We start from the raw sequence: 23,319 nt of genomic DNA, 5'->3' as shown, positions 1-23,319 counted from the left end.
AATCAAGAAATTACAAGAACTTTCTGGGTTATTGCTATTCTAACAAGCACATACTTTTTCTTTTTAAGGGCTATTATGAACAGTCTTAAAAAACGGCTTAGTGCATTTTTTCCCATTTTTATTTTTTTCTGTATTAATCTCATTATCTTATCTATTAGCCGAGTCGCCCTTGGGATATGGCAAGCCGATCGAATTTCTGCCGTTAATGGCTGGTTTTCGTTATTCTTACAAGGCGTTAGGATTGATGTTGCAAGTCTATGCTGGTTATTTTCTTTTCCTATTTTGCTTACTTGTTTTTTTGCTGGCAACTGTTTGATTGGGCGAGTAGTAAACGGATTTGTGCGTTTATGGCTTGTGCTAAGTAGTGTGTTTATTATTTTTATGGAAATTGTTACGCCAGCTTTTATTGAAACCTATGATTTTCGTCCAAATCGTTTGTTTGTGGAATATTTAGTTCATCCGAAAGAAGTGTTTACAATGCTGGCAAACGGGCATTTTGTGGTGTTAATTTTAACGCTAATTTTGACCGCACTTTTTGCTTATAGCTTTTGGCGTTTGTCTGTGAATTTATGGAAAAATTTATCTTATCCTAAATGGTATTGGCGTCCTGTCGTTTTCTTGCTTATTGGGGCAATGACCTTTATCGGAGCAAGATCGAGCTTTCAGCACCGCGGTATTAACCCAGCAATGGTAGCATTTTCTTCCGATCCTTTGGTGAATTCTTTGGTATTGAATTCCAGTTATTCCGTGCTATTTGCCGTTCAACAAATGAAAGATGAAGATCATTCTTCAGAAATTTACGGCAAAATGCCGTTAGATGAAGTTGTGGCAATCCTTAAACAGGCGAGAGGACGACCAGCAAGTGACTATATTTCTGATATTTTGCCAACAATGACACACAATGTGGCGAGTTATCAAGGTAAAGCAAAAAATTTAGTCATTATTTTGGAAGAAAGTTTTGGGGCGCAATTTGTCCAAACCTTAGGGGGGAAACCACTTTCCCCTTATTTTGATGCATTGGCGAAAGAAGGCTGGCTATTTGAAAATCTTTATGCCACAGGGACACGTTCTGTGCGTGGTATTGAAGCAATAACGGCAGGTTTTACGCCAACACCCGCGCGCTCGGTGGTGAAATTATCAGGTTCACAAACTAATTTCTTTACCATTGCGGATTTTCTTAAGAAACAAGGCTATCACACCTCTTTCATCTATGGTGGAGAAAAACATTTCGACAATATGGCGAGCTTTTTCTATGGTAATGGTTTTGAAACCATTATTGATGAAAAAGATTATAAACACCCCCACTTTACTGCGACTTGGGGGGTAAGCGATGAAGATCTTTTTGCCGAAGCCAATGAACAATTTACCCGATGGCAAGAAAGCGGAAAGCCATTTTTCAGCCTTGTGTTTAGTTCCAGCAATCACGATCCTTTTGAATTTCCAGATGGCAAAATTGAACTTTATGAGCAACCAAAACAAACCCGTAACAATGCGGCGAAATATGCTGATTATGCGTTGGGTTATTTTTTCCAATTAGCGAAAAAATCTAATTATTGGCAAGATACCGTGTTTTTAGTGATTGCAGATCACGATTCGAGGGTAAATGGGAGTGCCTTAGTGCCAATCAAGCATTTCCATATTCCAGCTCTAATTTTAGGAGAGGGGATTACACCGCGCCGTGATAACCGTTTAGTGAGCCAAATTGATATGCCTACTACCTTGCTTTCTTTAATTGGTGCAAGTGGTAATTATCCAATGTTAGGTTATGATTTAACCCAACCGCAAGATCCTAATCGTGCGTTAATGCAATTTGACCGTACAATGGCGTATCGCAAAGGTAACGATGTTGCAATTTTACAGCAAAATCAACCCATTCAAGGTTTTCATTATGATACGCAAGCTGGTAAATTAACCCCTACAGAGATTCCTGAATTAATCAAAAAAGAAGCCTTAGCTTATGCATTATGGGGTAGTTATGCCTATAAACAAAAGCTGTATCGCCCAGAATCTCCTGTAAAAGAGCAATAAACAAAGTGCGGTACTTTTTTGTCGTATTTCATTTTTTTGAGGGTAAGGAAAATCTTCATAATCGCTTGCCCCGTAGTTAAGTTTTGATATGATAGTGCGGACATATTTTGATTAAACCTCCCTCAATTAACGATAAGAGAGAACAAAATGACCGATGATAGCCAAAATACTGGCTTAGAAACCACAAATAAAAAGAATTTTTTGCAATCCCTATTTGGGCGATTTTTCCAAGGTGAGTTGAAAAACCGTGAGGAATTAGTGGAAGTGATCCGTGATTCCGAACAAAATGAATTAATTGATCAAGATACCCGTGAAATGATTGAAGGGGTAATGGAAATCGCTGAATTACGTGTGCGTGATATTATGATCCCGCGTTCGCAAATTGTGTTTATTGAAGCCGATCAGGATCTGGATGCTTGCTTGGAAACCATTATTGAAAGTGCGCATTCACGTTTTCCAGTGATTACCGATGAAAAAGACAATATCGCTGGGATTTTACACGCGAAAGACTTGCTAAAATTTTTGCGTTCTAATGCGGAAGAATTTGATTTACTTTCTCTGCTTCGCCCAGTGGTCATCGTGCCGGAAAGTAAGCGTGTAGATAGAATGTTAAAAGATTTCCGTTCTGAGCGCTTTCATATGGCGATTGTGGTTGATGAATTTGGCGCGGTGTCAGGATTAGTAACTATTGAAGATATTTTAGAGCAAATTGTTGGTGATATTGAAGATGAATTTGATGAAGAAGATGTGGCAGATATTCGTCAGCTTTCTCGTCATACTTACGCTGTGCGTGCATTAACGGATATTGAAGATTTCAACCAGCAATTCCACACGCATTTTACGGATGAAGAAGTGGATACGGTGGGTGGTGTGGTAATGCAAGCCTTCGGTCATTTACCAAAACGGGGGGAAGAGATTACCCTTGAAAACTTACACTTTAAAGTGACTTCCGCAGACAGTCGTCGCATTATTCAGTTGCGTGTTACCGTGCCTGATGAATGTTTGGAAGAAATAGCAACTCACGAAGAAAATTACAATAGCGCGCAATGAAATCACAATTAATTTATCTTATTGCTTTATTATCTGGGGGATTAGGTGTTTTTGCTTTTTCTCCTTTTGATTTTTGGGGCCTCGCCTATCTTTCCCTATTAGGGTTATTATGGGTGGCAAAAACAGCGAAAAAAAGCACCGCACTTTGTGGTGCATTTTTATGGGGCCTGAGCTTTTTTAGCTTTGGCGTGAATTGGCTACACGTGAGCATTCACCAATTTGGAGGCTCACCGTTGTGGCTCAGCTATGTGTTAGTGGTATTGCTGGCGGCGTATCTTGCCTTATTTCCAACACTGTTTGCCTATTTTATTCAACGCTTTAAGGTGAATAATCTCGCACTGTATCCTGTGCTTTGGACATTCACAGAGTTTTTACGCGGTTGGTTATTTACCGGTTTTCCGTGGCTACAATTGGGTTACACACAAATTGACAGTCCATTTTCAGGACTTGCGCCAATTTTTGGTGTACAGGGGCTAACTTTCTTTGTTATGTGGGTAAGTGCGGTGCTTTTTTCACTGATTTCTCACTTATTACAGAAAGATAAAAAATGGTTAATGATTGCTTCACAATCGGTGTTATGTCTGATTATTAGCGGTTTAGCAATGTGGCCATCTTCCGCGAATTATGTGCAGGAAAAGCCAGAGAAAGCCTTAACCATCACCCTTGTGCAAGGGAATATTGAGCAAAACTTGAAGTGGGAACCACATTATCTTAGCCAAACCTTAGGAATTTATGGGCGTCTTATTGCTCAGTATTTAGGTAAAACAGATCTTATCATTTTGCCTGAGGCCGCATTACCAACTTTAGAAAATGATATTCAGCGATTTTTACTTTCCTTACAGCAAGCAACCAAAGATACAGGGACGCAAGTGATGATTGGAACCATTTATCAAGATTGGCAAAAAGGAAAATTATTTAATTCTATCATAAACTTAGGTGATCCTGATTTACCTTATAGCGAGCAAACTCACAACCGCTATAATAAACATCATCTTGTCCCATTTGGTGAATATGTGCCATTGGAAAACCTCTTGCGTCCGCTGGGTTCGGTGTTTAATTTACCGATGTCGGCATTCCAATCAGGGGAAGAAGTACAAAAGCCATTTTTAGCTAAACAACGGAAATTTACCCCAGCAATTTGCTATGAAATTATTTTTGGTTCACAAGTGCAGAAAAATCTGAACGTGGAAACCGATTTCTTGCTGACCATTTCCAATGACGCGTGGTTTGGCAACAGCATCGGTCCTTGGCAACATTTACAAATGGCAAGAATGCGTGCTTTAGAATTTGGGAAACCTGAAATTCGCGCCACCAATACTGGAATCACCGCCTTTATTAATGCGAAAGGTGAGGTGATCGCTCAAGCTCCACAGTTTGTGGAAACCACTTTAACACAACGTATTGCACCAACAGTAGGTAAAACGCCTTATGCTCAATTAGGTGATATGCCTTTGTATTTCTTATGCTTTTTACTAATGCTATTGCGTGGCGTGAACCTATTATTATGGCGAATACTAAAACGAACAGCGGTGTAAATTTAACGGATTTTTTCCTTTGGTAAAAGAAAGTGAGCAAGTGAATTAATGCTTGCTTTCTAAACGAAAAAGCGTATTATAGCCGTCTAGACGCAAAAACATCTAAAATTTAATTTTAATCTTTTAAGGAAAGCTATGTCATCTTATTTATTTACTTCCGAATCAGTGTCAGAAGGGCATCCAGATAAAATTGCTGACCAAATTTCTGATGCGGTATTAGACGAAATTCTCAAACAAGATCCCAAAGCTCGTGTGGCGTGTGAGACCTATGTGAAAACAGGTATGGCACTTGTAGGGGGGGAAATCACCACCTCTGCTTGGGTGGATATTGAAAATCTAACACGCCAAGTAATTTGTGATATTGGTTACAAACATTCTGATATGGGGTTTGATGGCCATTCTTGTGCGGTGTTAAATGCTATTGGAAAACAATCTTCCGACATTAATCAAGGGGTGGATCGTGAAAGCCCATTAGATCAAGGTGCAGGCGACCAAGGTATTATGTTTGGCTATGCCACCAATGAAACTGATGTATTAATGCCGGCAGCGATTACTTATGCACATCGCTTAATGGAACGCCAAGCACAAGTACGTAAAGACGGCACCTTGCCTTGGTTACGTCCAGATGCGAAAAGCCAAGTTACCCTAAAATATGAAAATGATAAAATTGTTGGCATTGATGCAGTGGTGCTTTCTACTCAACACGCAGATAGCGTGAGCCAACAAGACATCTATGACGGTGTAATGGAAGAAATTATTAAACCAGTCTTACCAACTGAATGGTTTGGCAAAGATACCAAGTATTTCATTAACCCAACAGGGCGTTTTGTAATTGGTGGTCCAATGGGAGATTGTGGGCTAACTGGACGTAAGATCATTGTTGATACCTATGGTGGCGCTGCTCGTCACGGTGGGGGGGCATTTTCGGGCAAAGATCCTTCAAAAGTGGATCGCTCTGCCGCTTATGCCGCACGTTATGTAGCAAAAAATATTGTTGCCGCCGGTTTAGCTGATCGTTGTGAAATTCAGCTTTCTTATGCCATCGGTGTGGCTGAGCCGACTTCCATTATGGTGGAAACCTTTGGCACGGGCAAAGTGAGCAATGCATTATTGGTAAATTTAGTGCGTGAGTTTTTTGATTTACGCCCTTATGGATTAATTAAAATGCTTGATCTCATTCAACCAATCTACCGCCAAACCGCAGCTTATGGGCATTTTGGACGTGAGCAATTCCCTTGGGAAAAAACGGATCGTGCTGAAGAATTGAGAGTTGCTGCAGGCATAAATTAAGATAGTCTGAAAAAGCGCTATTGCAATGATGTGTGATCTGCACCCCAAAAGTTGGACTAAACAACTAACTGATTAAGGTGCAGATTTTTTATGACGAAATATACTTAAAGTTTCAAACAACAAGTGCTTTGGGTCAGATCAGTGTAGTAGTGCTTTTTATTACTTAGGCTGGCTAAAAATAAGCGATAAAAATGTAAATAAGGCAATATGTGAGCTGGCGGAGAGTTTTGTTAAATTTAGTTTATTTTTATTTTCTTAGCAATTTTTTTATGATTGATTTTTGGTCAGTTATTTTTTATTCATTTTATTTATGTATAGATAAAACCTCGTAGCTATTATTTATAGCTATATTTAACCTACTTACTAGGTCTTGATATAAGGGAATATAACTTGAAAATTGAGAAATATTTATTGAAATGGTAAAAAGATTGGCGGAACGGACGGGACTCGAACCCGCGACCCCCTGCGTGACAGGCAGGTATTCTAACCAGCTGAACTACCGCTCCGAATCTAGGATGCTAAATTGGCGGAATGGACGGGACTCGAACCCGCGACCCCCTGCGTGACAGGCAGGTATTCTAACCAGCTGAACTACCACTCCGCATTAGCGAGAGGCATAATAATAGTGAACGAAAAGTTCGTCAAGCAATTTTTATGCCTCACTGTTTAACTGATTAATGAATGAGCGTTAATGTAAGGTTTCGTCCTCAGTTCGCTTCATCCATAGGCAATTATCTTTGCTTTTTTTGTTAATCAATTTTAAATAATCTAAATGTGCTTGCTCTTCTGCATCGTCAGGGGTAATCACCGTGAAATCTTGCGAAAAAAGCACCGCACTTTCAATTTGTACCTCTTCCTCAATTTGTTGTATTGGCTCTTCGGTTTCTGCTTCGTCAAATAAACTCGTTTGCCCACCGGTCATGGCTAAATAGACATCACCCAGGATCTCCGCATCAAGCAACGCCCCGTGTAAGGTACGTTTGCTATTATCAATGTGAAGGCGATCACAAAGGGCATCTAAGCTATTGCGTTTGCCGGGATATTGTTGGCGAGCCATTTGTAAGGTATCGGTAACGGTACAAATATCGCTGGTTTTCACATTGCATTTATGCTTTTGAAATTCATAATCCATAAACCCGACATCGAAGGGCGCGTTATGAATAAGCAATTCAGCCCCTTGGATAAAATCAATAAATTCCTGCGCAATTTCAGAAAAATTTGGTTTATCAGCCAACATTTCATCGGTAATCCCGTGAACTTTAATTGCCTCGGGATCAACGGGGCGATCTGGTTTGATGTATAAATGCAGTTTTCGCCCTGTGTATTTGCGATTGATTAATTCAACCGCACCAATCTCAATAATGCAATGTCCTTCATAGTGCGCACCAAATTGGTTCATCCCCGTAGTTTCGGTATCCAGTACAATTTGACGTTCAGGAAGAAGTGGCGTTGTCATAGTTTTCCTATCTCTTTACTCAATTTTGCGGTATTATCGCCCCATTTGAAAAAAAATTATAGCTAAATTTATTTGAATTTATGTTAAAGCATATTGACGTTTTCACTGATGGTTCGTGTTTAGGCAATCCCGGCAGGGGGGGCATTGGTATTCTATTGCGCTACAAACAGCACGAAAAACAAATTTCACAAGGTTATTTCAAAACAACAAATAACCGAATGGAACTGCGAGCCGTCATAGCGGCTTTAGCGAGCTTAAAAGAACCTTGTCAGGTAACGCTACATAGCGATAGTCAATATATGAAAAATGGTATGACTAAGTGGATTTTTAATTGGAAAAAAAATAATTGGAAATCTAGCACGGGTAAACCTGTGAAAAATCAAGATTTATGGCTATTGCTCGATAATGAAACACAACGACACCAAATTCATTGGCAGTGGGTGAAAGGACATAGTGGACATCGAGAAAATGAAATTTGTGATCAACTTGCAAAACAAGGTGCAGAAAATCCAACGTTGGAAGATGTGGGCTATGAATCTTAAAAATATAAAGCGGTGAAGGAAAGTTCACCGCTTTTTCTTGATGTAAGGAGCATTATAATTGTGTTGGTAACCTCGCAATCACAGCGTAGCCTTCTTCAATTCCTGTTATTGAATATTCAGAGTCTGCGCTGATAAAGGTGGATTGACCTTGTTTTAAGTGAAGTGCGGTGGAATTTTCGCTAATTTTTAATTCGCCACGCATTACTAATAAAATTTCTGCACTTTGTGAATGTAAACGATGTTGTTCACCTTGTTGATAGCTCACTTGAGTGAGGGCAAAGTCTTTTGCGGGTGTTTGGTAAGTAAAAACTGGCTCATTTTTTGGTGCAATAGGGATAATTTGCGGTATGACTTCTCGGTAGTCAATAACTTTCAACAATTCAGCAATATCAACGTGTTTTGGGGTTAAACCACCACGAATAACATTGTCGGAGCAAGCCATTAATTCAATATTTTGACCGCGTAAATAGGCGTGTGGAATCCCCGCATCTTGGAAAATACCTTCACCTTTTTTTACTTCGACAATATTAAATAAGTAGAAGCAAATCAGTCCTACATCAAGTTTTTCAGGTGGAATTTGCATCGCTTCCATCGTGTAAAGTACCCAATAATCAGGATTATCAAGGCTAAGTTGCTGTTGTGAATAAGCCGTTTGATTAGCTTGAATAATCGGATTAAGCCACATAGCGAGTGCTTGTTGCTCTGCTTGCATCAGATCAGCATAAAAATCCGCTAAAGATTGTTGTGCAAGTTTTTCAGCAAGCGGTACAAGAGACGGGCGAGCTTGTAGTGTTTCGATAATTGCTTGCTTGGTTTTGAAGCCGTGTAAGAGCCAGAAATCGGACAGTGCGATCATCATTTCCGGCTTATGATTATTATCTTTATAAGTTCGCGTTGGATCGTTAAGTGCAATACCGAGGGCATTTTCTTTAGCAAACCCCGCTTCTGCTTGTGCTTTTGTTGGGTGAAGCTGAATTGAGAGGGGCTGTTTTACATCTAAAATTTTGAGTAAATAAGGTAAGCTGCGACCAAATTGAGCTTGGCTTGCTGCGCCAAGTGCGGTGGGATTTTTGGCTAAAAATGCGTTTAATGGTTGTGATGTACCATTTTCTTCAATGATCGATGGCGCAGAATTGTGATCGCCTAACCACCATTCGGCGTAATATTGATTTTGTTGCACTGGAATGCCCAGAAATTCCGGTAAAAATTGCTGTCCGCCCCAAACATAATGCTGAAGCTTGCCGTTTAATGGGTAAAGCATAGTTATTTTCCTTTTTTATTTTGTTTTTCGCTGTGATGTGCGGTAGATTTTTGTTTTGCTTGCTCTACAGCATTTTGAGCTTGTGAAATGCGTCCGCTATCAGTGAGATATTGCAAAATTTTTTCCACATCTTTAGGATTTTGTGCGGCTAAAGGCACGGCTTTTCCATTTTTTAGCACTAACTGCAAGAAACCATTTTCACCAATATTAATGGTATTAATGTAAGCATATTGCAAATAAAGATTATTTAAGAAAAAGCCTTCTTTTTTCAAAATAAAGACAGGGTAGCGGATAAAGAAATGATAAATCATTAAAATGCCAAACATTACCAATAAAAACATTGTGTAGGGTTCAATGCCTTGTGGTAAGGCTTGATAAATCGCGATACCAACTAGCGCAAGCATAATAATGCCTTCAATTTTTGATTTACGACGTAAACGCACATTTAAGACCGTTTCACCAAAGCGTTTTTCCATAAGGAATTGATCGTAGAAAGCATATAAAAAATAAAGAATGATAAAGACTAATAAAGCGGTATTGATCATAACAACGTCCGTATTCTGATTATGTAAAAAATAAACTCTCCACGAAAGTTCGAGGAGAGTTTAATTTTATCATTATTCTGTCTTTAAGTAACGATTAAGCGAGAATACCTGTTGCAGCACCGATGATACCGATGACAAAAATACCCACGATAATCCATAACGCATTGACACGATTGCGTAATAGCCACATACAAGCAAAGGTAAATAGCAATGGCAGTAAACCCGGCATCAAGCTATCAAGGATAGATTGCACGGTGGTAACCTCAATTGTACCATCTTGTTTTTCAATGGTAGAAACCACCAGAGGTACATTAATGCTTGTCCATTTTTGTACCAGCGCCCCCATTATAAAGAGACCGAGAATAGATGCACCTTCGGTCAGTTTTTGCAATAATCCGCCACTCATATCTTGTACAACATCAAGCCCTTTCTTATAGCCATAAACCACACCGTAATAGCGGGTTGCTAAACGTACAAGGTTGAATAAAAAGAAGAATAATAATGGACCAAGAATGCTTCCACTTAGTGCTAAACCTGCGCCGAGTGCAGCAAATACAGGGCGTGCTGTTCCCCAGAAAATCGGATCACCCACACCAGCTAGAGGCCCCATTAGCCCTACTTTAATCCCGTTGATTGCTGCATCATCAATTTCTTTCCCATTGGCTCGCTCTTCTTCCATCGCAATGGTTACACCAAGAACAGGTGCTGCAACAAAGGGTTGAGTATTGAAAAACTCTAAATGGCGTTTGATTGCATCTTTACGTTCTTGTGAATTCGCATCAGGGTATAAGCGTTTAATCACGGGAACCATTGAATAAGCAAAACCGAGCGCTTGCATACGTTCAAAGTTCCAAGAGCCTTGAAAAAGGTTAGAACGCATTACGACTTTATTTAAATCACTTTGGGTTACTTTTTTCATTTCTGTTGTCATTTTTCTTACCCCATTAATCTAATCTGTTATCAAGATCATTGTTACCATTAGAAACCACTTGCACCACTTGTTTACTTTGGTTGTATTTTGGGTGAAGTTGGATATAAAGTGCTGCCATAATTGCACCTAGCACACCTAAGGCAACAAGGTTGAAATTCGTAAAGGCGGCAACCACAAAACCTGCGTAGAAAAATGGCATTAAATGCCCCGCACGCATCATATTAATCACCATTGCATAACCTACCACGGCGATAATTCCACCGGCAATTTTTAGACCTGTTGTAACTACTGGCGGAATCGCATTTAGCATTGATTGTACAGCGTCTGTTCCTGCGGTTAAGGCAACAATCAAGGCTGGAATAGCGATACGCATTGCTTGTAAAATTAAGGCACTGCAATGAATCCAGTCTAAGCGGTTTAAATTACCGTCTTCAATGGATTTATCGGCAGCGTGTTGGAAACCAACAGTGATGGCGCGCACAACATAAGTTAGTACTTGACCTGCGGCAGCAAGTGGGATCGCCAAGGCGATTGCGGTGGTAATTTCTTGACCGCCAACAATCACAAGGATCGTAGAAACGACAGAAGCAAGGGCGGCATCTGGCGCAAGTGCTGCACCAATATTCATCCAACCCAGAGCGAGTAATTCTAACGAACCACCAACGATAATCCCTGTTTTAATATCACCGAGGACTAAACCAACAAGCGTACAAGCAATTAATGGGCGGTGAGTTTGGAATTCATCAAGGATTGATCCCATACCTGAAATACAGGCAACAATAAAGACAAGAATAATTTGTAGTGTTGAAATTTCCATTATAGTCATCCCTTATACAAGATTGTTTTTCTTTAATAAATCCATCATATATTGACGGCTATCATTTGATACTTTGCGCACATCAAGTTCCACACCCATTGCGTCAATGGCTTTGAATGCGTCAATATCTTTATCATCAACGGATACGGCACTGGTAATCATTTTTTTACCATCTTTGTATGCCATACCACCAATATTGATCGATTTCATATCAAATCCTGCTTCAAGCAGTTTTAGCACATCGGTTGGATTAGTAAATAACAGCATCATACGCTCGCCAGCATATTCTGGGTTATTATAAACGCGGATCATTTTTTCTACGCCTACAACGTGTGCTGTTACCCCGGGAGGGGCAACGCTTTTCAGCATTGTGGAACGAACGCTATCTTTTGCTACATCGTCATTGACGACAACAATGCGAGAAACCTTGCTTTCTTTTGTCCAGCGAGTGGCAACTTGACCGTGAATTAATCGGTCATCAATACGCGCAAGCCCAATAACGAGATGTCCCTCTTTATTTGGCGTTACGACTTCTGGTTGGCTTGGTGCTGGTGCGGCTTGAGCAACGGCTTGTGGTGCTTGCTCTGGCTCTTCTTCCACATATCTTAAGGCACGGACACCTGTTCGTCCTGTTTCTAAGGCAATTGCCACCAATTCTTGCAAACTAGGGCCATCATCGCGAGCCATAAAGGTTTCTACCAACATTGGCACGTTTACCCCAGTAACAATATCCATATTGTCTTTTCCTTCTGATACTCGGTTTGCCGCATTAAACGGACTACCACCCCAAGTATCGACAAGGAATAACACTTCATCACAATGCGCAAGGGTTGTGCTGAGTTTTTCCTGATATTTTGCCATAATCGTTTCAGCATTTTCGCCGGGAACAAAATCGATCGTGGCAACATTTTCTTGTTCACCAATCAACATTTCGGTCGTTTTGAGCAGTTGTTCTGCCGCCACGCCGTGTGTTGCGATGATGATCGCAATAGCCATAAGGACTCCTTATACAAGTGGTTATGGTTTAAGTACTATAAAATCAGGCACGCATTCTAAACTAAAATGCTCCAAAATAATGTGATGAAGATCACGGATTTTGCACTGTATTAAATAAAAATTGTGATTCATCTCATCTTTTTTATTATGTGGTTAAAAAACACACTTTTTTTGATGAATTATTTCAAGACTTTTTGGAGTGAAATTTTATAAATTCTTATCTTATTGAATTTTCTCAACAAAAAATGCTTAATAAAGTAGCAGAATATTTTTAATCTGCAAGATGACTATTTATTTTTGCGATCTTGATCGTAAAAATAAAGTGCGGTGGTTTTTTTGTGGATTTTTTGGGATAGGCTAAACATAGCGACTGCGGATAAATGAATGAAGGAATAATGAAACTGTTTAATTGGCAAGCCTATAATTTTTTACAACAAAAACAACAAGGAATGATCGTGGCTGAGAATGTTGAAATGGCACGACAAGCTTTGTTTCAGCGACAGTTGCAAAATATCAAACTGCAGCGCAACTGGCAATTGCCGCGCAAGCCAAAAGCAAATGAGTTATACGAATTGATTAACCAGCTCGCATTATTGCTAAAATCTGCGGTGCCGATGAAGCAAAGTTTGCAGTTATTAGCACAGAATTGTACGGTCATTTCCTTAAATCTTTGGCTTGGGCAATTGATTAATGATCTTGAAAGTGGATTAAGTTTTTCACAAGGGATTGAAAAACAAGGAAAATATTTTTCACAGCAAGAACAGCAACTCATTCAAGTTGGCGAAATGACAGGCAAGCTCGCACAGGTGTGTGAGCAAATCGCCCAACATCGTCAGCGATCTTTAATTTTGCAACGGAAAATCCAAAAAATTTTACTTTACCCAATGCTGGTGCTAGGTATTTCCCTGCTTTTAACGTTGTTACTGCTAATTTTTATCGTGCCACAATTTGCCGAGATGTACGCGAATAATGGTGCCAATTTGCCTGTATTTACCACGTTTTTATTGCATCTTTCAGAAGGACTACAACAACATTTTTGGCAACTAGGTTGTTTGTTTATACTTACTTTGGTCTTTATTCGTTTTCGTTTAAAACGCTCATCAAGGTTAATCAAATGGAAAAATCAATGTCTCAGTAAAATGCCAATTTTAGGCAAGATCACGCAATTAGCGCGCTTGATTCGATTTAGTCAAGCGCTTGCGTTAATGTTGCGTTCCGGTGTGCCGTTAAATGTGGCACTACAATCTTTTTTGCCAAAACGGCAAAGTTGGCAAGTAGAAAAAAATGATGTGGCAGATCAGGTGTTAAATCAAGCCGTAGAAACGGCGTTATATTGGCTTAATCAGGGCTATAAACTTTCTGACAGCGTAGCCAGTGATTTTTTTCCAATGACTGCGCAACAAATGCTAAAAATTGGTGAAGAAAGCGGACAGGTCGCCCAAATGCTACAACATATTGCTGATAAATATCAGCAAGATCTCAATCATCAAGTGGATCTCCTCTCTCAATTGCTTGAACCACTTTTGATGCTGATTATTGGTGGCCTGATCGGGGCTGTTTTATTCGGAATGTATTTACCAATTTTCAATATGGGATCAATGATTCAATGATAGATGTTGCGACATTTTTGTTTGGTGGATTAGTGGGGCTACTGATTTTTATATTTGTTGCTACATTTGCTCAACGATTAAAGCAAAGCGTGTGGCACGATTATTGTACACTTTTTCAACCACAGCAAAAAGAAACACCTATGCCACATTCCTTGTGGCAAAATAAAAAGTGCGGTGGTTTTTTGTATTATATTTTTGCCTTTGCGGGGCTATTTGTATTGTGTCGCAAGCTAAATGCTGATCCTTATATCGCATTATGGTGGGCAATTTGGCTCAGTTTTGTTATTTTAATCAGTATTATTGATTGGCTTTACCGATTAATTTCTCCGTTGTTATGTATTTGGCTGTTCTTATGGACCTTGCTAGGCGTACATTGGCAAATTGTATCTGTATCGTTAGCGCAAGGTTTAACAAGTGCGGTGATAATTTTGCTTATTTTTTATGGAATTTGTAGCATAAGTCAAATAATGTTGCATAAAACAATGTTAGGCGAAGGCGATGCTTGGCTTGCCTTTGCGCTTGGAGCGGGAATAGCCTTACCACAATTGCCCCACTTTGTTTTTCTTGCTTCTTTTTATGGGCTTCTTTTTTGTAGCATACAAAAATTACGTAAGCGTGATTATCAACAAATTCCTTTTGCACCTTTTTTAAATCTTTCGGCATTTAGCCTCTTATTGCTTCAGTAAATAAGAGCGCGTATGATTTAAGCAAAATAAGACAAGGGTAGAAAAGAATGAGCTATATTGTTGGCGTAACGGGTGGCATTGGCAGTGGTAAAAGTACCATTGTGGATTTATTTGCCGAGTTAGGGGTAGAAATTATTGATGCAGATATTGTAGCACGAGAGGTTGTGGCGAAAGGCTCTCCGTTACTGGAGAAAATTGCTGAGCATTTTGGCGCGGGAATTTTATTGGATTCGGGGGAATTAAACCGCCAAGCCTTACGCCAAATTGTCTTTGAGTGTCCACAGGAAAAAGTTTGGCTGAACAATTTACTTCACCCAGCAATTCGTCGTGAAATGTTGCATCAGCTCGCTCAAAGTCAATCTCTTTATGTGTTGTGGGTTGTGCCGTTGTTGATCGAAAATGATCTCACTGCATTTTGTGATCGCGTGCTAGTTATTGATGTGTTGCCAGAAACCCAGTTGTTGCGTGCTGCGAAGCGAGATCAAAATAAAATGGTCTTGATTAAAAAGATTATGGCATCACAAGTAAGCCGAGAAAAACGCTTATCTGTTGCAGATGATGTGGTGAATAACGAGCCAGAATTAAGCCAAAATCTGCCTTATTTGAGGCAAAAAGTGTTAGAATTGCACCATCAATATTTACAATTTGCGAAGGAAAAAACAAGAAATAATGCGTGAAGAAATTTTTGAAGTACCTTGTCCAGTGTGTCAAAAAGCCGTACCTTGGACGCCAGAAAGTCAGTATCGTCCTTTTTGTAGCAAGCGTTGCCAGCTTATTGATTTAGGTGAATGGGCAAATGAAGAAAAAGCCATTCCTTGTGAAACAGCGGATTTTGCCACCAATGCGAATTTCGATGAAGATTGGCGTGGCTAGTTAAAAAATATAGCAAATAAGGAAAAAAATGAATATTCAACATCAACAAAATCAACAAGATGGTGAGTTTTTTGTGCTTGATGATCAAGGGCAGAAAGTGGCAAAACTCACTTATTACTTTATTGACACCCATAGCATTAATGCCAATCACACGTATGTATCGGAGCGTTTACGTGGGCAAGGGGTGGCAGATAAACTTTATCAAGCGTTGGTGCAATTTGTGCGAGAACATCAATTAAATTTAGTACCAAGTTGTAGCTATATCGAAAGAAAATGGCTGCGTGAAACCCGTTAATCTCTTACCCCCTCCAAATTTTCACTGGAAATTCATCTATTTTGCGTAGTAATGGTGTGTTATTAAAACAGCATTACTACCATTTTCTATACATTGCTGTCAATTCTCGCAAAAGGATTGAGAAATGAAAATTATCTTGCTAAAATCCACCGCACTTTTTTATAAAAGTATGTTCGGACGAAGGTAGCTGGAGAGTAGGGAATTAACCCTGCACCGACGAGGAAAAATCTTTCAGGTGCTATTAAGTTAGCGAGGACTGTTACTGGACGAACCCTTGGAGAGATCCATTGCATAGGCAAATGGACGCCGAAGGCGCAAAAGAGCGGTGTAAATTTTCATCGTTTTTCAAACGCTCAGGCAAAAGGACAGGGGCAAGAGATTATTTCAGGTGATATAACGCAAGGCTTTGCGTTGTCTTTTTTCTATTCGCCAAACTCTTTTCGCCTCCTTGTAAACCGCAATTTTTTTACGAGGAACATTCAATGTCAATGACACAATTATTATCATCAATTAACGCCTTTATTTGGGGACCGCCCTTATTAATTTTATTGTCTGGCGTAGGGCTTTATTTCACCTTTCGTTTAGGGTTTATTCAAGTTTTTCAATTGCCGAGAGCGTTAAGTTATTTATTTAAACGTGAAAAAGGGGCGCAAAAAGGAAAAGGTGATGTTTCCGCCTTCGCAGCTTTAAGTACGGCATTAGCGGCTACCATTGGAACGGGAAATATTGTTGGGGTAGCAACTGCCGTGCAGGCTGGTGGTCCCGGGGCAATTTTTTGGATGTGGTTAGTGGCATTGTTTGGTATGGCAACGAAATACGCAGAATGTTTGCTGGCGGTGAAATATCGCATTATTGATAAACGTGGTTTTGTTGCTGGTGGCCCGATGTACTACATTGAACGTGGGCTAGGTATAAAATGGCTTGCAAAAATATTTGCAATTTGTGGTATTTTGGTGGCCTTTTTCGGTATTGGGACGTTTCCGCAGGTGCAAGCCATTACGCACGCAATGCAGAATAGCTTTCATATTCCTGTGGAAATAATGGCACCAATTATCACCTTGTTGGTTGCCGCGATCATTTTAGGTGGCATTAAACGCATTTCTTCTGTGGCGGCCATCATTGTACCTTTTATGGCCGTGCTTTATGTCGCGATTTCTATCGTCATTATCACCTTGAACTGGCAGCAAGTCCCTGCCGCAGTAGGATTAATTATTGAAAGTGCGTTCAATCCACAATCTGCCTTAGGGGGAGCATTAGGCTATACCGTAATGAAAGCGATTCAATCGGGTGTGGCACGAGGCATTTTCTCAAATGAATCAGGCTTAGGAAGTGCGCCAATTGCAGCCGCTGCTGCACAAACCAAAGAACCTGCACGTCAAGGTTTGATTTCAATGACGGGAACATTCTTAGATACCCTTATCGTTTGTACGATGACGGGCATTGTCATTGTGCTAACAGGTGCTTGGCAATCACCAGAAGCCGGTGCAGCAGTAACCAATCTTGCCTTTTCGGAAGGTCTGGGAACAGCAGCAGGTGGTACGATTGTAACCCTTGGATTATTATTCTTTGCATTCACCACGATTTTAGGCTGGTGTTATTATGGTGAACGTTGTTTTGTGTATCTTGCCGGTGTTAAAGGGGTAAAAGCGTACCGTTTTATCTTTATTATTATGGTGGCTTGTGGGGCGTTTATTCATCTTGAAACCATTTGGATTTTGGCAGATATTGTAAACGGACTAATGGCATTCCCAAATCTTATTGCGTTAATTGGTTTACGCAAAGTCGTACTTGACGAAACAAGAAGCTATTTTGAACGTTTAAGCATTGCACATCAAGATGCAGACGATTAGAAAACGTTAAATAAACATTGGTCATTCATTGAAGCACAGTAGAAAATCGCCTTTTACTGTGCTTTTTGCTATTTTGAAAGAGAGAACCGGAAATTGATTGAACACATTGTTCAACGTTTATTTAGCGAATTGGCACTTAAAAGAGAAGCTATTTATGAATATGAACCTAGGAATAATAACAACTTTTCCATAAAATGAAAGTCTCTTTTTTGAAATCTTCTACTTAGATCATAAATTTACATTTTTCTTTTTTATTCTTAAATAAAGCCCTTGAAAAGTTCCTCTAACGGGACTATGTTGTAGGTATGAGATTTCACACAAGTAGAAATACTTACAATCAAAAGAGAGGTAAATGCTATGACTCTAAATATCACAAGTAAACAAATGGACATCACCCCAGCAATCCGCGCTCATATTGAAGAAAGACTTGCTAAATTAGGAAAATGGCAAACTCAACTGATTAATCCTCATTTTATTTTGAATAAAGTACCAAAAGGCTTTGCGGTGGAAGCCTCTATCGGCACACCATTTGGTGATTTATTTGCAAGTAGTGAAGCTGATGATATGTATAAGGCGATTAATGAAGTGGAAGAGAAACTTGAACGTCAGCTGAATAAATTACAACATAAAAATGAATCTCGCCGTGCAGAGGAACGTTTAAAAGATTCGTTTAATTAAAAACTTTTCTATTTTAGCCCGCACTTTTGCGGGCTTTTTCTTTGCCTCATTTCCCCTTTGTTGTACAATATCGCCCTTATTTCGTGGCTAGATAAAATCTAGCTGTACCCGTGGTTCGCAACCCTCCCACGCAAAAAAACTAGGAAATTTTATGACAACATTCAAAAATCACAACCGTAAAGCGGTTGTTATCTTTTCTGGTGGGCAAGATTCCACCACCTGTTTAATTCAAGCTATTGCGGATTATGGTGTTGAAAATGTGGAAACCGTCACTTTCCACTACGGACAACGCCACGCCATAGAGTTAGAAAAGGCGAAATGGATCGCACAAGATCTTGGTGTAAAACAAACCTTCATTGATACCTCCGTGATTAAAGCGATCACAACAAATGCATTAATGAACAAAGACGCAGAAATCAAGCAAGAAAAAGATCAACTGCCCAACACCTTTGTAGATGGACGCAACGCATTATTTCTGCTTTACACCGCCATTTATGCAAAAGGACAAGGCATTTCTGACATTATCACGGGCGTGTGTGAAACCGATTTCAGTGGTTATCCTGATTGCCGTGATGTATTTATCAAGTCGATGAATGTAACGCTTAACTTAGCGATGGATTACCATTTTAATCTTCGCACACCGTTGATGTATCTTACCAAAGCACAAACTTGGGCATTGGCAGATAGCCTAGGTGCATTGGATTATATTCGCAACCATACTCACACCTGTTATATGGGCGTGGAAGGTGGTTGTGGCGAATGCCCGAGCTGTGTATTGCGCAATAAAGGCTTAAGCGAATATTTACAACAAAAAAGTGCGGGGCAAAATGTTTAAAGTTTCTAAAGAATTCAGTTTTGATATGGCACATTTGTTAGATGGACACGATGGCAAATGTCAAAATCTGCACGGGCATACTTATAAATTGCAAGTAGAGGTGCAGGGGGAGCTACACGCCAGCGGCGCAAAAAAAGGAATGGTGATGGATTTTTCTGATCTAAAACAGATCGTAAAAGAACAGATTCTTAGCCCAATGGATCACGCCTTTATTTATGATGAAACGAGCGAACGAGAAAGCAAAATTGCACGATTGTTACAAGATCTTAATTCCAAAACCTTTGCTATGCCAACCCGAACCACCGCAGAAGAAATGGCTCGCTTTATTTTTCAACGCTTGAGCGAACACTTGCCGATTAGTGCCATTCGTTTGTGGGAAACGCCCACTTCATTTTGTGAATATCGGGAAGAGTAATGGTGGAATTGATCTCTAATCCAAGCTATCCCATTGTAGAAATTTTCCAGAGTTTGCAAGGAGAAGGGGCGAATACAGGAATGCCTTGTATTTTTATCCGCTTTGGAAAGTGTAATTTAGCTTGTCCTTGGTGCGATACGCCCTACAATGATTTTGAGCCGTGGTCGTTACAGCAAATCTTAGCGAAAGTGCGGTCGTTTTCTGCGAAAAATATTATTATCACAGGAGGAGAGCCGACGATTCAACCGCAACTTAGCTTACTGCTTGAACAGCTTAAGGCGGACGGTTATTTTCTTGCCATTGAAACCAATGGATTAAAACCGGTTCCCGCACAAATTGATTATATCGCCACCAGCCCTAAGCGTGCTTATGTTGAGAAATACCGCCAACGCTGTATTGCTCAAGCCAATGAAGTTCGCATTGTGGCAGATGCAGATGTACAGGAATTTTGTGCATTAATTGAAAAGCAAATTGAGGCAGAGCATTATTACCTTTCACCTTGCGAAACCAATGGCGAAATGAATTTGCTCCACACGATTACCCAATTAGGCTTACTAAACCAACGCCCGAATAAACCAAAATGGCAATTAAGTCTTCAAACACATAAGCTGATTGGGATTGAATAAAATCTAAGAAAAAACCACCGCACTTTAGAAAGTGCGGTGGTTTTTTACAAATTTTATCCCCTTGGGTGATATCTTTCGTGTAAGTGTTTTAAACGTTCTTTGGCAACGTGGGTGTAGATTTGTGTTGTGGAGAGATCGCTGTGGCCTAATAGTATTTGTACGACACGCAGATCGGCACCGTGATTCACTAAGTGGGTGGCGAAAGCGTGGCGTAAGACGTGTGGGGAGAGGGCTTCGCTGTCGATATTCGCTAAAATCGCATAATGTTTAATGCGATGCCAGAACGTTTGCCTTGTCATTTGTGTACCACGGCGGCTGGGGAATAACACATCTGAGCGTAATCCATCAAGTAATGCCATTCTGCCATAAAGGATAAATTGTTTTACCCAATAGGTTGCTTCTTCGCCGATGGGGACAATGCGTTCCTTGTTACCTTTACCAATAACACGCACAACGCCTTGTTGTACGCTGATGTTATCAAGGGTCAGTGAAACCAGCTCGGTAACCCGTAAGCCTGTGGCATAAAGCAATTCTAACATCGCTTTATCGCGTAATTCTAAGGGGACTTCCACACAAGGGGTGTTAAGTAAATCCGTAACCTGTTGTTCCGTTAAGTATTTGGGTAATCGGCTCGGTAATTTTGGTGAAGTTAAGAGGACACTTGGATCGTCCGCACGGTATTTTTCTCGATATAAATATTGAAAGAATTTTCGCAATGCACTCAATAATCTTGCGGTGCTTGTGGCTTTGTAACCCGCCTCCAATCGCTCTCCAAGAAAACCTTGTAAATCAATGGCGTCTAAGCTTTCAAAGGTGAGATTTTGTTTTTCCAGCCAATTTGCTACCGCACTGAGATCTAAGCGGTAGGATTGAATGGTATTCTCTGAAAGTCCTTTCTCTAGCCATTGTTCGTTAAGAAAAAGATCGATTAATGCACTGTCTTTCATTACGAATCCTATTCTACTCTTCGCACTAAAAAGGCTTCCACTTTACGTGGAATAATGGGTAGGGCAAGTAAGGCAAAAATCATCATTGAAGTAAAGGCCATTTGTGGCGAAATCGGGTATAACACGCCAGCCAACGCGGTGAGCAAGGCAATCACCGCCGAACCTGAAATACCATTATAAAGCCCTTGTAATTTAGCCATCGTATTTTGTGGTTGCGTGGTGATGTAACGCACCATTGCGTAATGACCAAGGGCATAAGTTAAGCTATGCAATAATTGCACTAAGGCAATTAACCAAAGGCTTGTCGCACTGCCTAACACACCCCAACGCACCACACAGGCTATCGCAGCCACATAAAATAAACTGCTCACTTTCCAGCAACGGAATAATTTGGTGGAAAAGAAAAAGAGCAAAATTTCCGCCACCACGCTTAATCCCCACAGTAAACTGGTTGTCTGCACAGAAATGCCGATGCTTTGCCAATACAGCACGCTATAAGCATAATAAGCGGCGTGCGACCCTTGAATAAGAGAAATGGCAATAATTAAACGTAACGTACATTTATTTTTTAATAACTGCAAAAATCCAACGGAATTTTCCACCGCACTTGTCTGCGTATCTTGTGGCAAAATCTTTGGCGTGGTCATTTGCATTATGGCATAAAGGGCTAACAATGCGGTTAAAATCCACACCGTATAATTTTCACCAATAAAGCCAATAACATTGCCAAACAGGGTAACGCCCACCACAAACGCGGCGGAACCAATCAATCGCGCTTTGCCATAATCCAAATTAATTTGCTGTTGCCAAGTGGTCGCAAGGGTGTCGCTTAACGGCATTCCCGCCGCATTAATCATGGCAAATAAGGCGATGCCAAGGCAAAGCAAGGGGAAGCTTTCCGCCACAAAGCTCATATAGAGCATTACGCCACAACTTGCCCAAGCGAGATAGCGCAAGGCATTGAGTAAATGCCCTGCTTTTTTGATCATTGCGGAAAAGCCGATTCCACCTAAAAAGCGGAAAACATAAGAACTGGCGATAATAAAGCCGATAATTTCTTCGTTGTAAGATTGCGATTTCAACCACGCAGGAAAAAATGGCACAAACACGCCATAGGCGCAGTAATAGCCGAAAAAGCTCAAGGCTAACCAATTAAAAGGGCTGATTTTCATCAAAATAATTTTTCCATTTCTTGTGAACGTTGCACGCAGGCTTCAATGGCTTGCTGTACAGTTTGGGATAATTGTTGTTGCTGAAAAACATTTAGCGCTGCCGCCGTTGTGCCGCCTTTCGATGTTACATTTTCACGCAAGGTAGAAATGGCCACATCAGGCTGTTGTTGCACCATTTTGGCTGCCCCTAGGGCGGATTGTTGCACCAGAATTCGTGCGGTTTGTGCATCTAAATTGAGCGCTTTCAGTGCGTTTTCCATCGCTTCCATAAATAAGAAAAAATACGCAGGGCTGCTGCCAGAACCTGCGGTAATCAAGTGCATTTCATCTTCTTGATCAACCCAGCAAACTTGCCCTACGGCACTCATTAAATCTTGTGCGAAGGCTTTGAGATCGGCTGGCACATTGTGTTCCGCAAATAAACCTGCCATTCCTTCCGATACCAAGGCTGGCGTATTCGGCATTACGCGGATAATATGGCGCGCGCTAGGCAAAAGTGCGGTCAGTTTTTGCACAGAAATTGCCGCAGCAATGGAGATCACTAATTTTTCAGAAAAATCCACCGCACTTAAAGGTTGGCATACTTCTACAAGAGCTTGTGGTTTCACAGCTAACACCACCACTTCAGCATTTTGTACCGCTTGCACATTATCTTGCGAAATATTCACTTGACGCTCAGCAAACAACGCCAATTTATCCGCATTCGGATCGCTAACGGTAATTTTTTGCGCAGGATACCCCTGTTTCAATAAACCAAACACAATGGCTTGCGCCATATTTCCGCCACCGATGAAAGTAATTAATTTCTGTTGCATAGTTTTGTTTAAGATCAGTTACAATAGGTTTTTCGTTGGCACATTTTACCCGAATAAAGAAGGAAT

General features: G+C 40.4%; 24 protein-coding genes, 2 tRNA genes and 2 riboswitches. Of the genes, 15 read left to right on the top strand and 11 right to left on the bottom strand.

The window, feature by feature from the left end; translation table 11 throughout:
* The first annotated feature begins 75 nt into the window (after positions 1–75).
* The 4 genes from L5B90_RS03850 (at position 76) to metK (ending at position 5,903) form a co-directional block, all read left to right on the top strand.
* Entirely contained in the window at positions 76–2,028 is a 1,953-nt protein-coding gene (locus L5B90_RS03850) for an LTA synthase family protein (protein WP_265762192.1), read from the top strand.
* Between the two features lie 147 nt (positions 2,029–2,175).
* Positions 2,176–3,078: a CNNM family magnesium/cobalt transport protein CorC gene (gene corC / locus L5B90_RS03845; RefSeq protein WP_250350758.1), complete on the top strand. Its 903-nt coding sequence runs from the start codon at positions 2,176–2,178 to the stop codon at positions 3,076–3,078.
* Complete coding sequence (gene lnt / locus L5B90_RS03840) at positions 3,075–4,613, top strand: apolipoprotein N-acyltransferase (protein WP_265762191.1); 1,539 nt, start codon at positions 3,075–3,077, stop codon at positions 4,611–4,613. Before corC ends, lnt begins: the two co-directional genes overlap by 4 nt.
* 135 nt (positions 4,614–4,748) lie before the next feature.
* Positions 4,749–5,903 carry a methionine adenosyltransferase gene (gene metK, locus L5B90_RS03835; RefSeq protein ID WP_250350756.1) on the top strand — a complete coding sequence of 385 codons (1,155 nt, stop codon included), beginning with the start codon at positions 4,749–4,751 and terminating at the stop codon, positions 5,901–5,903.
* A gap of 429 nt (positions 5,904–6,332) precedes the next feature.
* On the opposite strand, the gene L5B90_RS03830 is transcribed toward metK, so the two are convergent.
* The 3 genes from L5B90_RS03830 to dnaQ form a co-directional block, all read right to left on the bottom strand.
* Positions 6,333–6,409: transfer RNA gene (locus L5B90_RS03830), tRNA-Asp, on the bottom strand.
* An 18-nt stretch (positions 6,410–6,427) separates the two neighbouring features.
* A tRNA-Asp gene (locus L5B90_RS03825) sits at positions 6,428–6,504 on the bottom strand.
* Between the two features lie 87 nt (positions 6,505–6,591).
* Positions 6,592–7,359, bottom strand: coding sequence for a DNA polymerase III subunit epsilon (dnaQ, locus tag L5B90_RS03820; RefSeq protein WP_250350755.1), 768 nt, complete (start codon positions 7,357–7,359; stop codon positions 6,592–6,594).
* A gap of 80 nt (positions 7,360–7,439) precedes the next feature.
* Between dnaQ and rnhA the strand changes: the two genes are divergently transcribed.
* Positions 7,440–7,901 (top strand): ribonuclease HI, encoded by a 462-nt coding sequence (gene rnhA / locus L5B90_RS03815; RefSeq protein ID WP_250350754.1) that lies wholly within the window; start codon positions 7,440–7,442, stop codon positions 7,899–7,901.
* 52 nt (positions 7,902–7,953) lie between these two features.
* On the opposite strand, the gene manA is transcribed toward rnhA, so the two are convergent.
* From manA to manX, 5 genes are all read right to left on the bottom strand, one after another.
* Positions 7,954–9,162: a mannose-6-phosphate isomerase, class I gene (gene manA / locus L5B90_RS03810; protein WP_265762190.1), complete on the bottom strand. Its 1,209-nt coding sequence runs from the start codon at positions 9,160–9,162 to the stop codon at positions 7,954–7,956.
* 2 nt (positions 9,163–9,164) lie between these two features.
* Positions 9,165–9,707, bottom strand: coding sequence for a YobD family protein (locus tag L5B90_RS03805; RefSeq protein ID WP_250364231.1), 543 nt, complete (start codon positions 9,705–9,707; stop codon positions 9,165–9,167).
* 94 nt (positions 9,708–9,801) lie between these two features.
* Positions 9,802–10,638, bottom strand: a complete 837-nt coding sequence (locus tag L5B90_RS03800; protein WP_250364232.1) for a PTS mannose transporter subunit IID — start codon at positions 10,636–10,638, stop codon at positions 9,802–9,804.
* A 13-nt stretch (positions 10,639–10,651) separates the two neighbouring features.
* Positions 10,652–11,455, bottom strand: a complete 804-nt coding sequence (locus L5B90_RS03795; RefSeq protein WP_250364233.1) for a PTS mannose/fructose/sorbose transporter subunit IIC — start codon at positions 11,453–11,455, stop codon at positions 10,652–10,654.
* A 12-nt stretch (positions 11,456–11,467) separates the two neighbouring features.
* Positions 11,468–12,451, bottom strand: a complete 984-nt coding sequence (gene manX / locus L5B90_RS03790) for a PTS mannose transporter subunit IIAB (RefSeq protein WP_250364234.1) — start codon at positions 12,449–12,451, stop codon at positions 11,468–11,470.
* Positions 12,452–12,846: 395 nt separating this feature from the next.
* Here manX and L5B90_RS03785 point away from each other — a divergent pair, with 395 nt between their 5' ends.
* The 10 genes from L5B90_RS03785 (at position 12,847) to L5B90_RS03740 (ending at position 20,319) form a co-directional block, all read left to right on the top strand.
* A complete protein-coding gene (locus L5B90_RS03785) occupies positions 12,847–14,061 on the top strand; it encodes a type II secretion system F family protein (RefSeq protein WP_442778762.1) in 1,215 nt (404 codons plus the stop codon).
* Positions 14,058–14,747, top strand: a complete 690-nt coding sequence (locus L5B90_RS03780) for a prepilin peptidase (RefSeq protein WP_250364236.1) — start codon at positions 14,058–14,060, stop codon at positions 14,745–14,747. The genes L5B90_RS03785 and L5B90_RS03780 overlap by 4 nt, the downstream gene beginning before the upstream one ends.
* Before the next feature lie 47 nt (positions 14,748–14,794).
* A complete protein-coding gene (gene coaE, locus L5B90_RS03775; protein ID WP_250364237.1) occupies positions 14,795–15,424 on the top strand; it encodes a dephospho-CoA kinase in 630 nt (209 codons plus the stop codon).
* Positions 15,417–15,620 carry a DNA gyrase inhibitor YacG gene (gene yacG / locus L5B90_RS03770; RefSeq protein ID WP_250350745.1) on the top strand — a complete coding sequence of 68 codons (204 nt, stop codon included), beginning with the start codon at positions 15,417–15,419 and terminating at the stop codon, positions 15,618–15,620. The genes coaE and yacG overlap by 8 nt, the downstream gene beginning before the upstream one ends.
* Positions 15,621–15,648: 28 nt before the next feature.
* Complete coding sequence (locus L5B90_RS03765; RefSeq protein ID WP_250364238.1) at positions 15,649–15,915, top strand: GNAT family N-acetyltransferase; 267 nt, start codon at positions 15,649–15,651, stop codon at positions 15,913–15,915.
* Between the two features lie 264 nt (positions 15,916–16,179).
* Positions 16,180–16,294, top strand: a riboswitch (glycine riboswitch).
* A gap of 103 nt (positions 16,295–16,397) precedes the next feature.
* Positions 16,398–17,765 (top strand): alanine/glycine:cation symporter family protein, encoded by a 1,368-nt coding sequence (locus L5B90_RS03760; RefSeq protein ID WP_250364239.1) that lies wholly within the window; start codon positions 16,398–16,400, stop codon positions 17,763–17,765.
* Between the two features lie 357 nt (positions 17,766–18,122).
* Positions 18,123–18,443 (top strand): ribosome hibernation-promoting factor, HPF/YfiA family, encoded by a 321-nt coding sequence (gene hpf / locus L5B90_RS03755; RefSeq protein ID WP_250350742.1) that lies wholly within the window; start codon positions 18,123–18,125, stop codon positions 18,441–18,443.
* A gap of 104 nt (positions 18,444–18,547) precedes the next feature.
* A riboswitch (PreQ1 riboswitch) is annotated at positions 18,548–18,592 on the top strand.
* Between the two features lie 2 nt (positions 18,593–18,594).
* Positions 18,595–19,278, top strand: coding sequence for a 7-cyano-7-deazaguanine synthase QueC (gene queC / locus L5B90_RS03750; RefSeq protein WP_250364240.1), 684 nt, complete (start codon positions 18,595–18,597; stop codon positions 19,276–19,278).
* Positions 19,271–19,693, top strand: coding sequence for a 6-carboxytetrahydropterin synthase QueD (gene queD / locus L5B90_RS03745; protein ID WP_250364241.1), 423 nt, complete (start codon positions 19,271–19,273; stop codon positions 19,691–19,693). Before queC ends, queD begins: the two co-directional genes overlap by 8 nt.
* Positions 19,693–20,319 (top strand): 7-carboxy-7-deazaguanine synthase QueE, encoded by a 627-nt coding sequence (locus L5B90_RS03740; RefSeq protein WP_265762187.1) that lies wholly within the window; start codon positions 19,693–19,695, stop codon positions 20,317–20,319. The genes queD and L5B90_RS03740 overlap by 1 nt, the downstream gene beginning before the upstream one ends.
* 53 nt (positions 20,320–20,372) lie before the next feature.
* Here the strand turns inward: L5B90_RS03740 and xerD are convergent, their stop codons facing one another.
* Genes xerD through proC form a run of 3 tightly spaced genes read right to left on the bottom strand, consistent with a single transcriptional unit; the run spans position 20,373 to position 23,253 of the window.
* Positions 20,373–21,266 carry a site-specific tyrosine recombinase XerD gene (gene xerD / locus L5B90_RS03735; protein WP_250364243.1) on the bottom strand — a complete coding sequence of 298 codons (894 nt, stop codon included), beginning with the start codon at positions 21,264–21,266 and terminating at the stop codon, positions 20,373–20,375.
* Positions 21,267–21,274: 8 nt separating this feature from the next.
* Positions 21,275–22,438 (bottom strand): 3-phenylpropionate MFS transporter, encoded by a 1,164-nt coding sequence (locus L5B90_RS03730; protein ID WP_265762186.1) that lies wholly within the window; start codon positions 22,436–22,438, stop codon positions 21,275–21,277.
* Positions 22,438–23,253 (bottom strand): pyrroline-5-carboxylate reductase, encoded by an 816-nt coding sequence (gene proC / locus L5B90_RS03725; protein ID WP_265762185.1) that lies wholly within the window; start codon positions 23,251–23,253, stop codon positions 22,438–22,440. The genes L5B90_RS03730 and proC overlap by 1 nt, the downstream gene beginning before the upstream one ends.
* Positions 23,254–23,319 lie beyond the last annotated feature (66 nt).

Source organism: Avibacterium sp. 20-129, from assembly GCF_026226845.1.
In the GTDB taxonomy this organism is placed as follows: Bacteria; Pseudomonadota; Gammaproteobacteria; order Enterobacterales; family Pasteurellaceae; genus Avibacterium.
Note: the sequence above shows the minus strand (reverse complement) of the source record. Positions and strands in the feature narration are given on the sequence as shown.

Coding starts and splice junctions, on each gene's coding strand:
- L5B90_RS03850 (WP_265762192.1), top strand. CDS start 76: ATGAACAGTCTTAAAAAACGGCTTAGTGCATTTTTTCCCATTTTTATT.
- corC (WP_250350758.1), top strand. CDS start 2,176: ATGACCGATGATAGCCAAAATACTGGCTTAGAAACCACAAATAAAAAG.
- lnt (WP_265762191.1), top strand. CDS start 3,075: ATGAAATCACAATTAATTTATCTTATTGCTTTATTATCTGGGGGATTA.
- metK (WP_250350756.1), top strand. CDS start 4,749: ATGTCATCTTATTTATTTACTTCCGAATCAGTGTCAGAAGGGCATCCA.
- dnaQ (WP_250350755.1), bottom strand. CDS start 7,359: ATGACAACGCCACTTCTTCCTGAACGTCAAATTGTACTGGATACCGAA.
- rnhA (WP_250350754.1), top strand. CDS start 7,440: ATGTTAAAGCATATTGACGTTTTCACTGATGGTTCGTGTTTAGGCAAT.
- manA (WP_265762190.1), bottom strand. CDS start 9,162: ATGCTTTACCCATTAAACGGCAAGCTTCAGCATTATGTTTGGGGCGGA.
- L5B90_RS03805 (WP_250364231.1), bottom strand. CDS start 9,707: ATGATCAATACCGCTTTATTAGTCTTTATCATTCTTTATTTTTTATAT.
- L5B90_RS03800 (WP_250364232.1), bottom strand. CDS start 10,638: ATGACAACAGAAATGAAAAAAGTAACCCAAAGTGATTTAAATAAAGTC.
- L5B90_RS03795 (WP_250364233.1), bottom strand. CDS start 11,455: ATGGAAATTTCAACACTACAAATTATTCTTGTCTTTATTGTTGCCTGT.
- manX (WP_250364234.1), bottom strand. CDS start 12,451: ATGGCTATTGCGATCATCATCGCAACACACGGCGTGGCGGCAGAACAA.
- L5B90_RS03785 (WP_442778762.1), top strand. CDS start 12,847: ATGAAACTGTTTAATTGGCAAGCCTATAATTTTTTACAACAAAAACAA.
- L5B90_RS03780 (WP_250364236.1), top strand. CDS start 14,058: ATGATAGATGTTGCGACATTTTTGTTTGGTGGATTAGTGGGGCTACTG.
- coaE (WP_250364237.1), top strand. CDS start 14,795: ATGAGCTATATTGTTGGCGTAACGGGTGGCATTGGCAGTGGTAAAAGT.
- yacG (WP_250350745.1), top strand. CDS start 15,417: ATGCGTGAAGAAATTTTTGAAGTACCTTGTCCAGTGTGTCAAAAAGCC.
- L5B90_RS03765 (WP_250364238.1), top strand. CDS start 15,649: ATGAATATTCAACATCAACAAAATCAACAAGATGGTGAGTTTTTTGTG.
- L5B90_RS03760 (WP_250364239.1), top strand. CDS start 16,398: ATGTCAATGACACAATTATTATCATCAATTAACGCCTTTATTTGGGGA.
- hpf (WP_250350742.1), top strand. CDS start 18,123: ATGACTCTAAATATCACAAGTAAACAAATGGACATCACCCCAGCAATC.
- queC (WP_250364240.1), top strand. CDS start 18,595: ATGACAACATTCAAAAATCACAACCGTAAAGCGGTTGTTATCTTTTCT.
- queD (WP_250364241.1), top strand. CDS start 19,271: ATGTTTAAAGTTTCTAAAGAATTCAGTTTTGATATGGCACATTTGTTA.
- L5B90_RS03740 (WP_265762187.1), top strand. CDS start 19,693: ATGGTGGAATTGATCTCTAATCCAAGCTATCCCATTGTAGAAATTTTC.
- xerD (WP_250364243.1), bottom strand. CDS start 21,266: ATGAAAGACAGTGCATTAATCGATCTTTTTCTTAACGAACAATGGCTA.
- L5B90_RS03730 (WP_265762186.1), bottom strand. CDS start 22,438: ATGAAAATCAGCCCTTTTAATTGGTTAGCCTTGAGCTTTTTCGGCTAT.
- proC (WP_265762185.1), bottom strand. CDS start 23,253: ATGCAACAGAAATTAATTACTTTCATCGGTGGCGGAAATATGGCGCAA.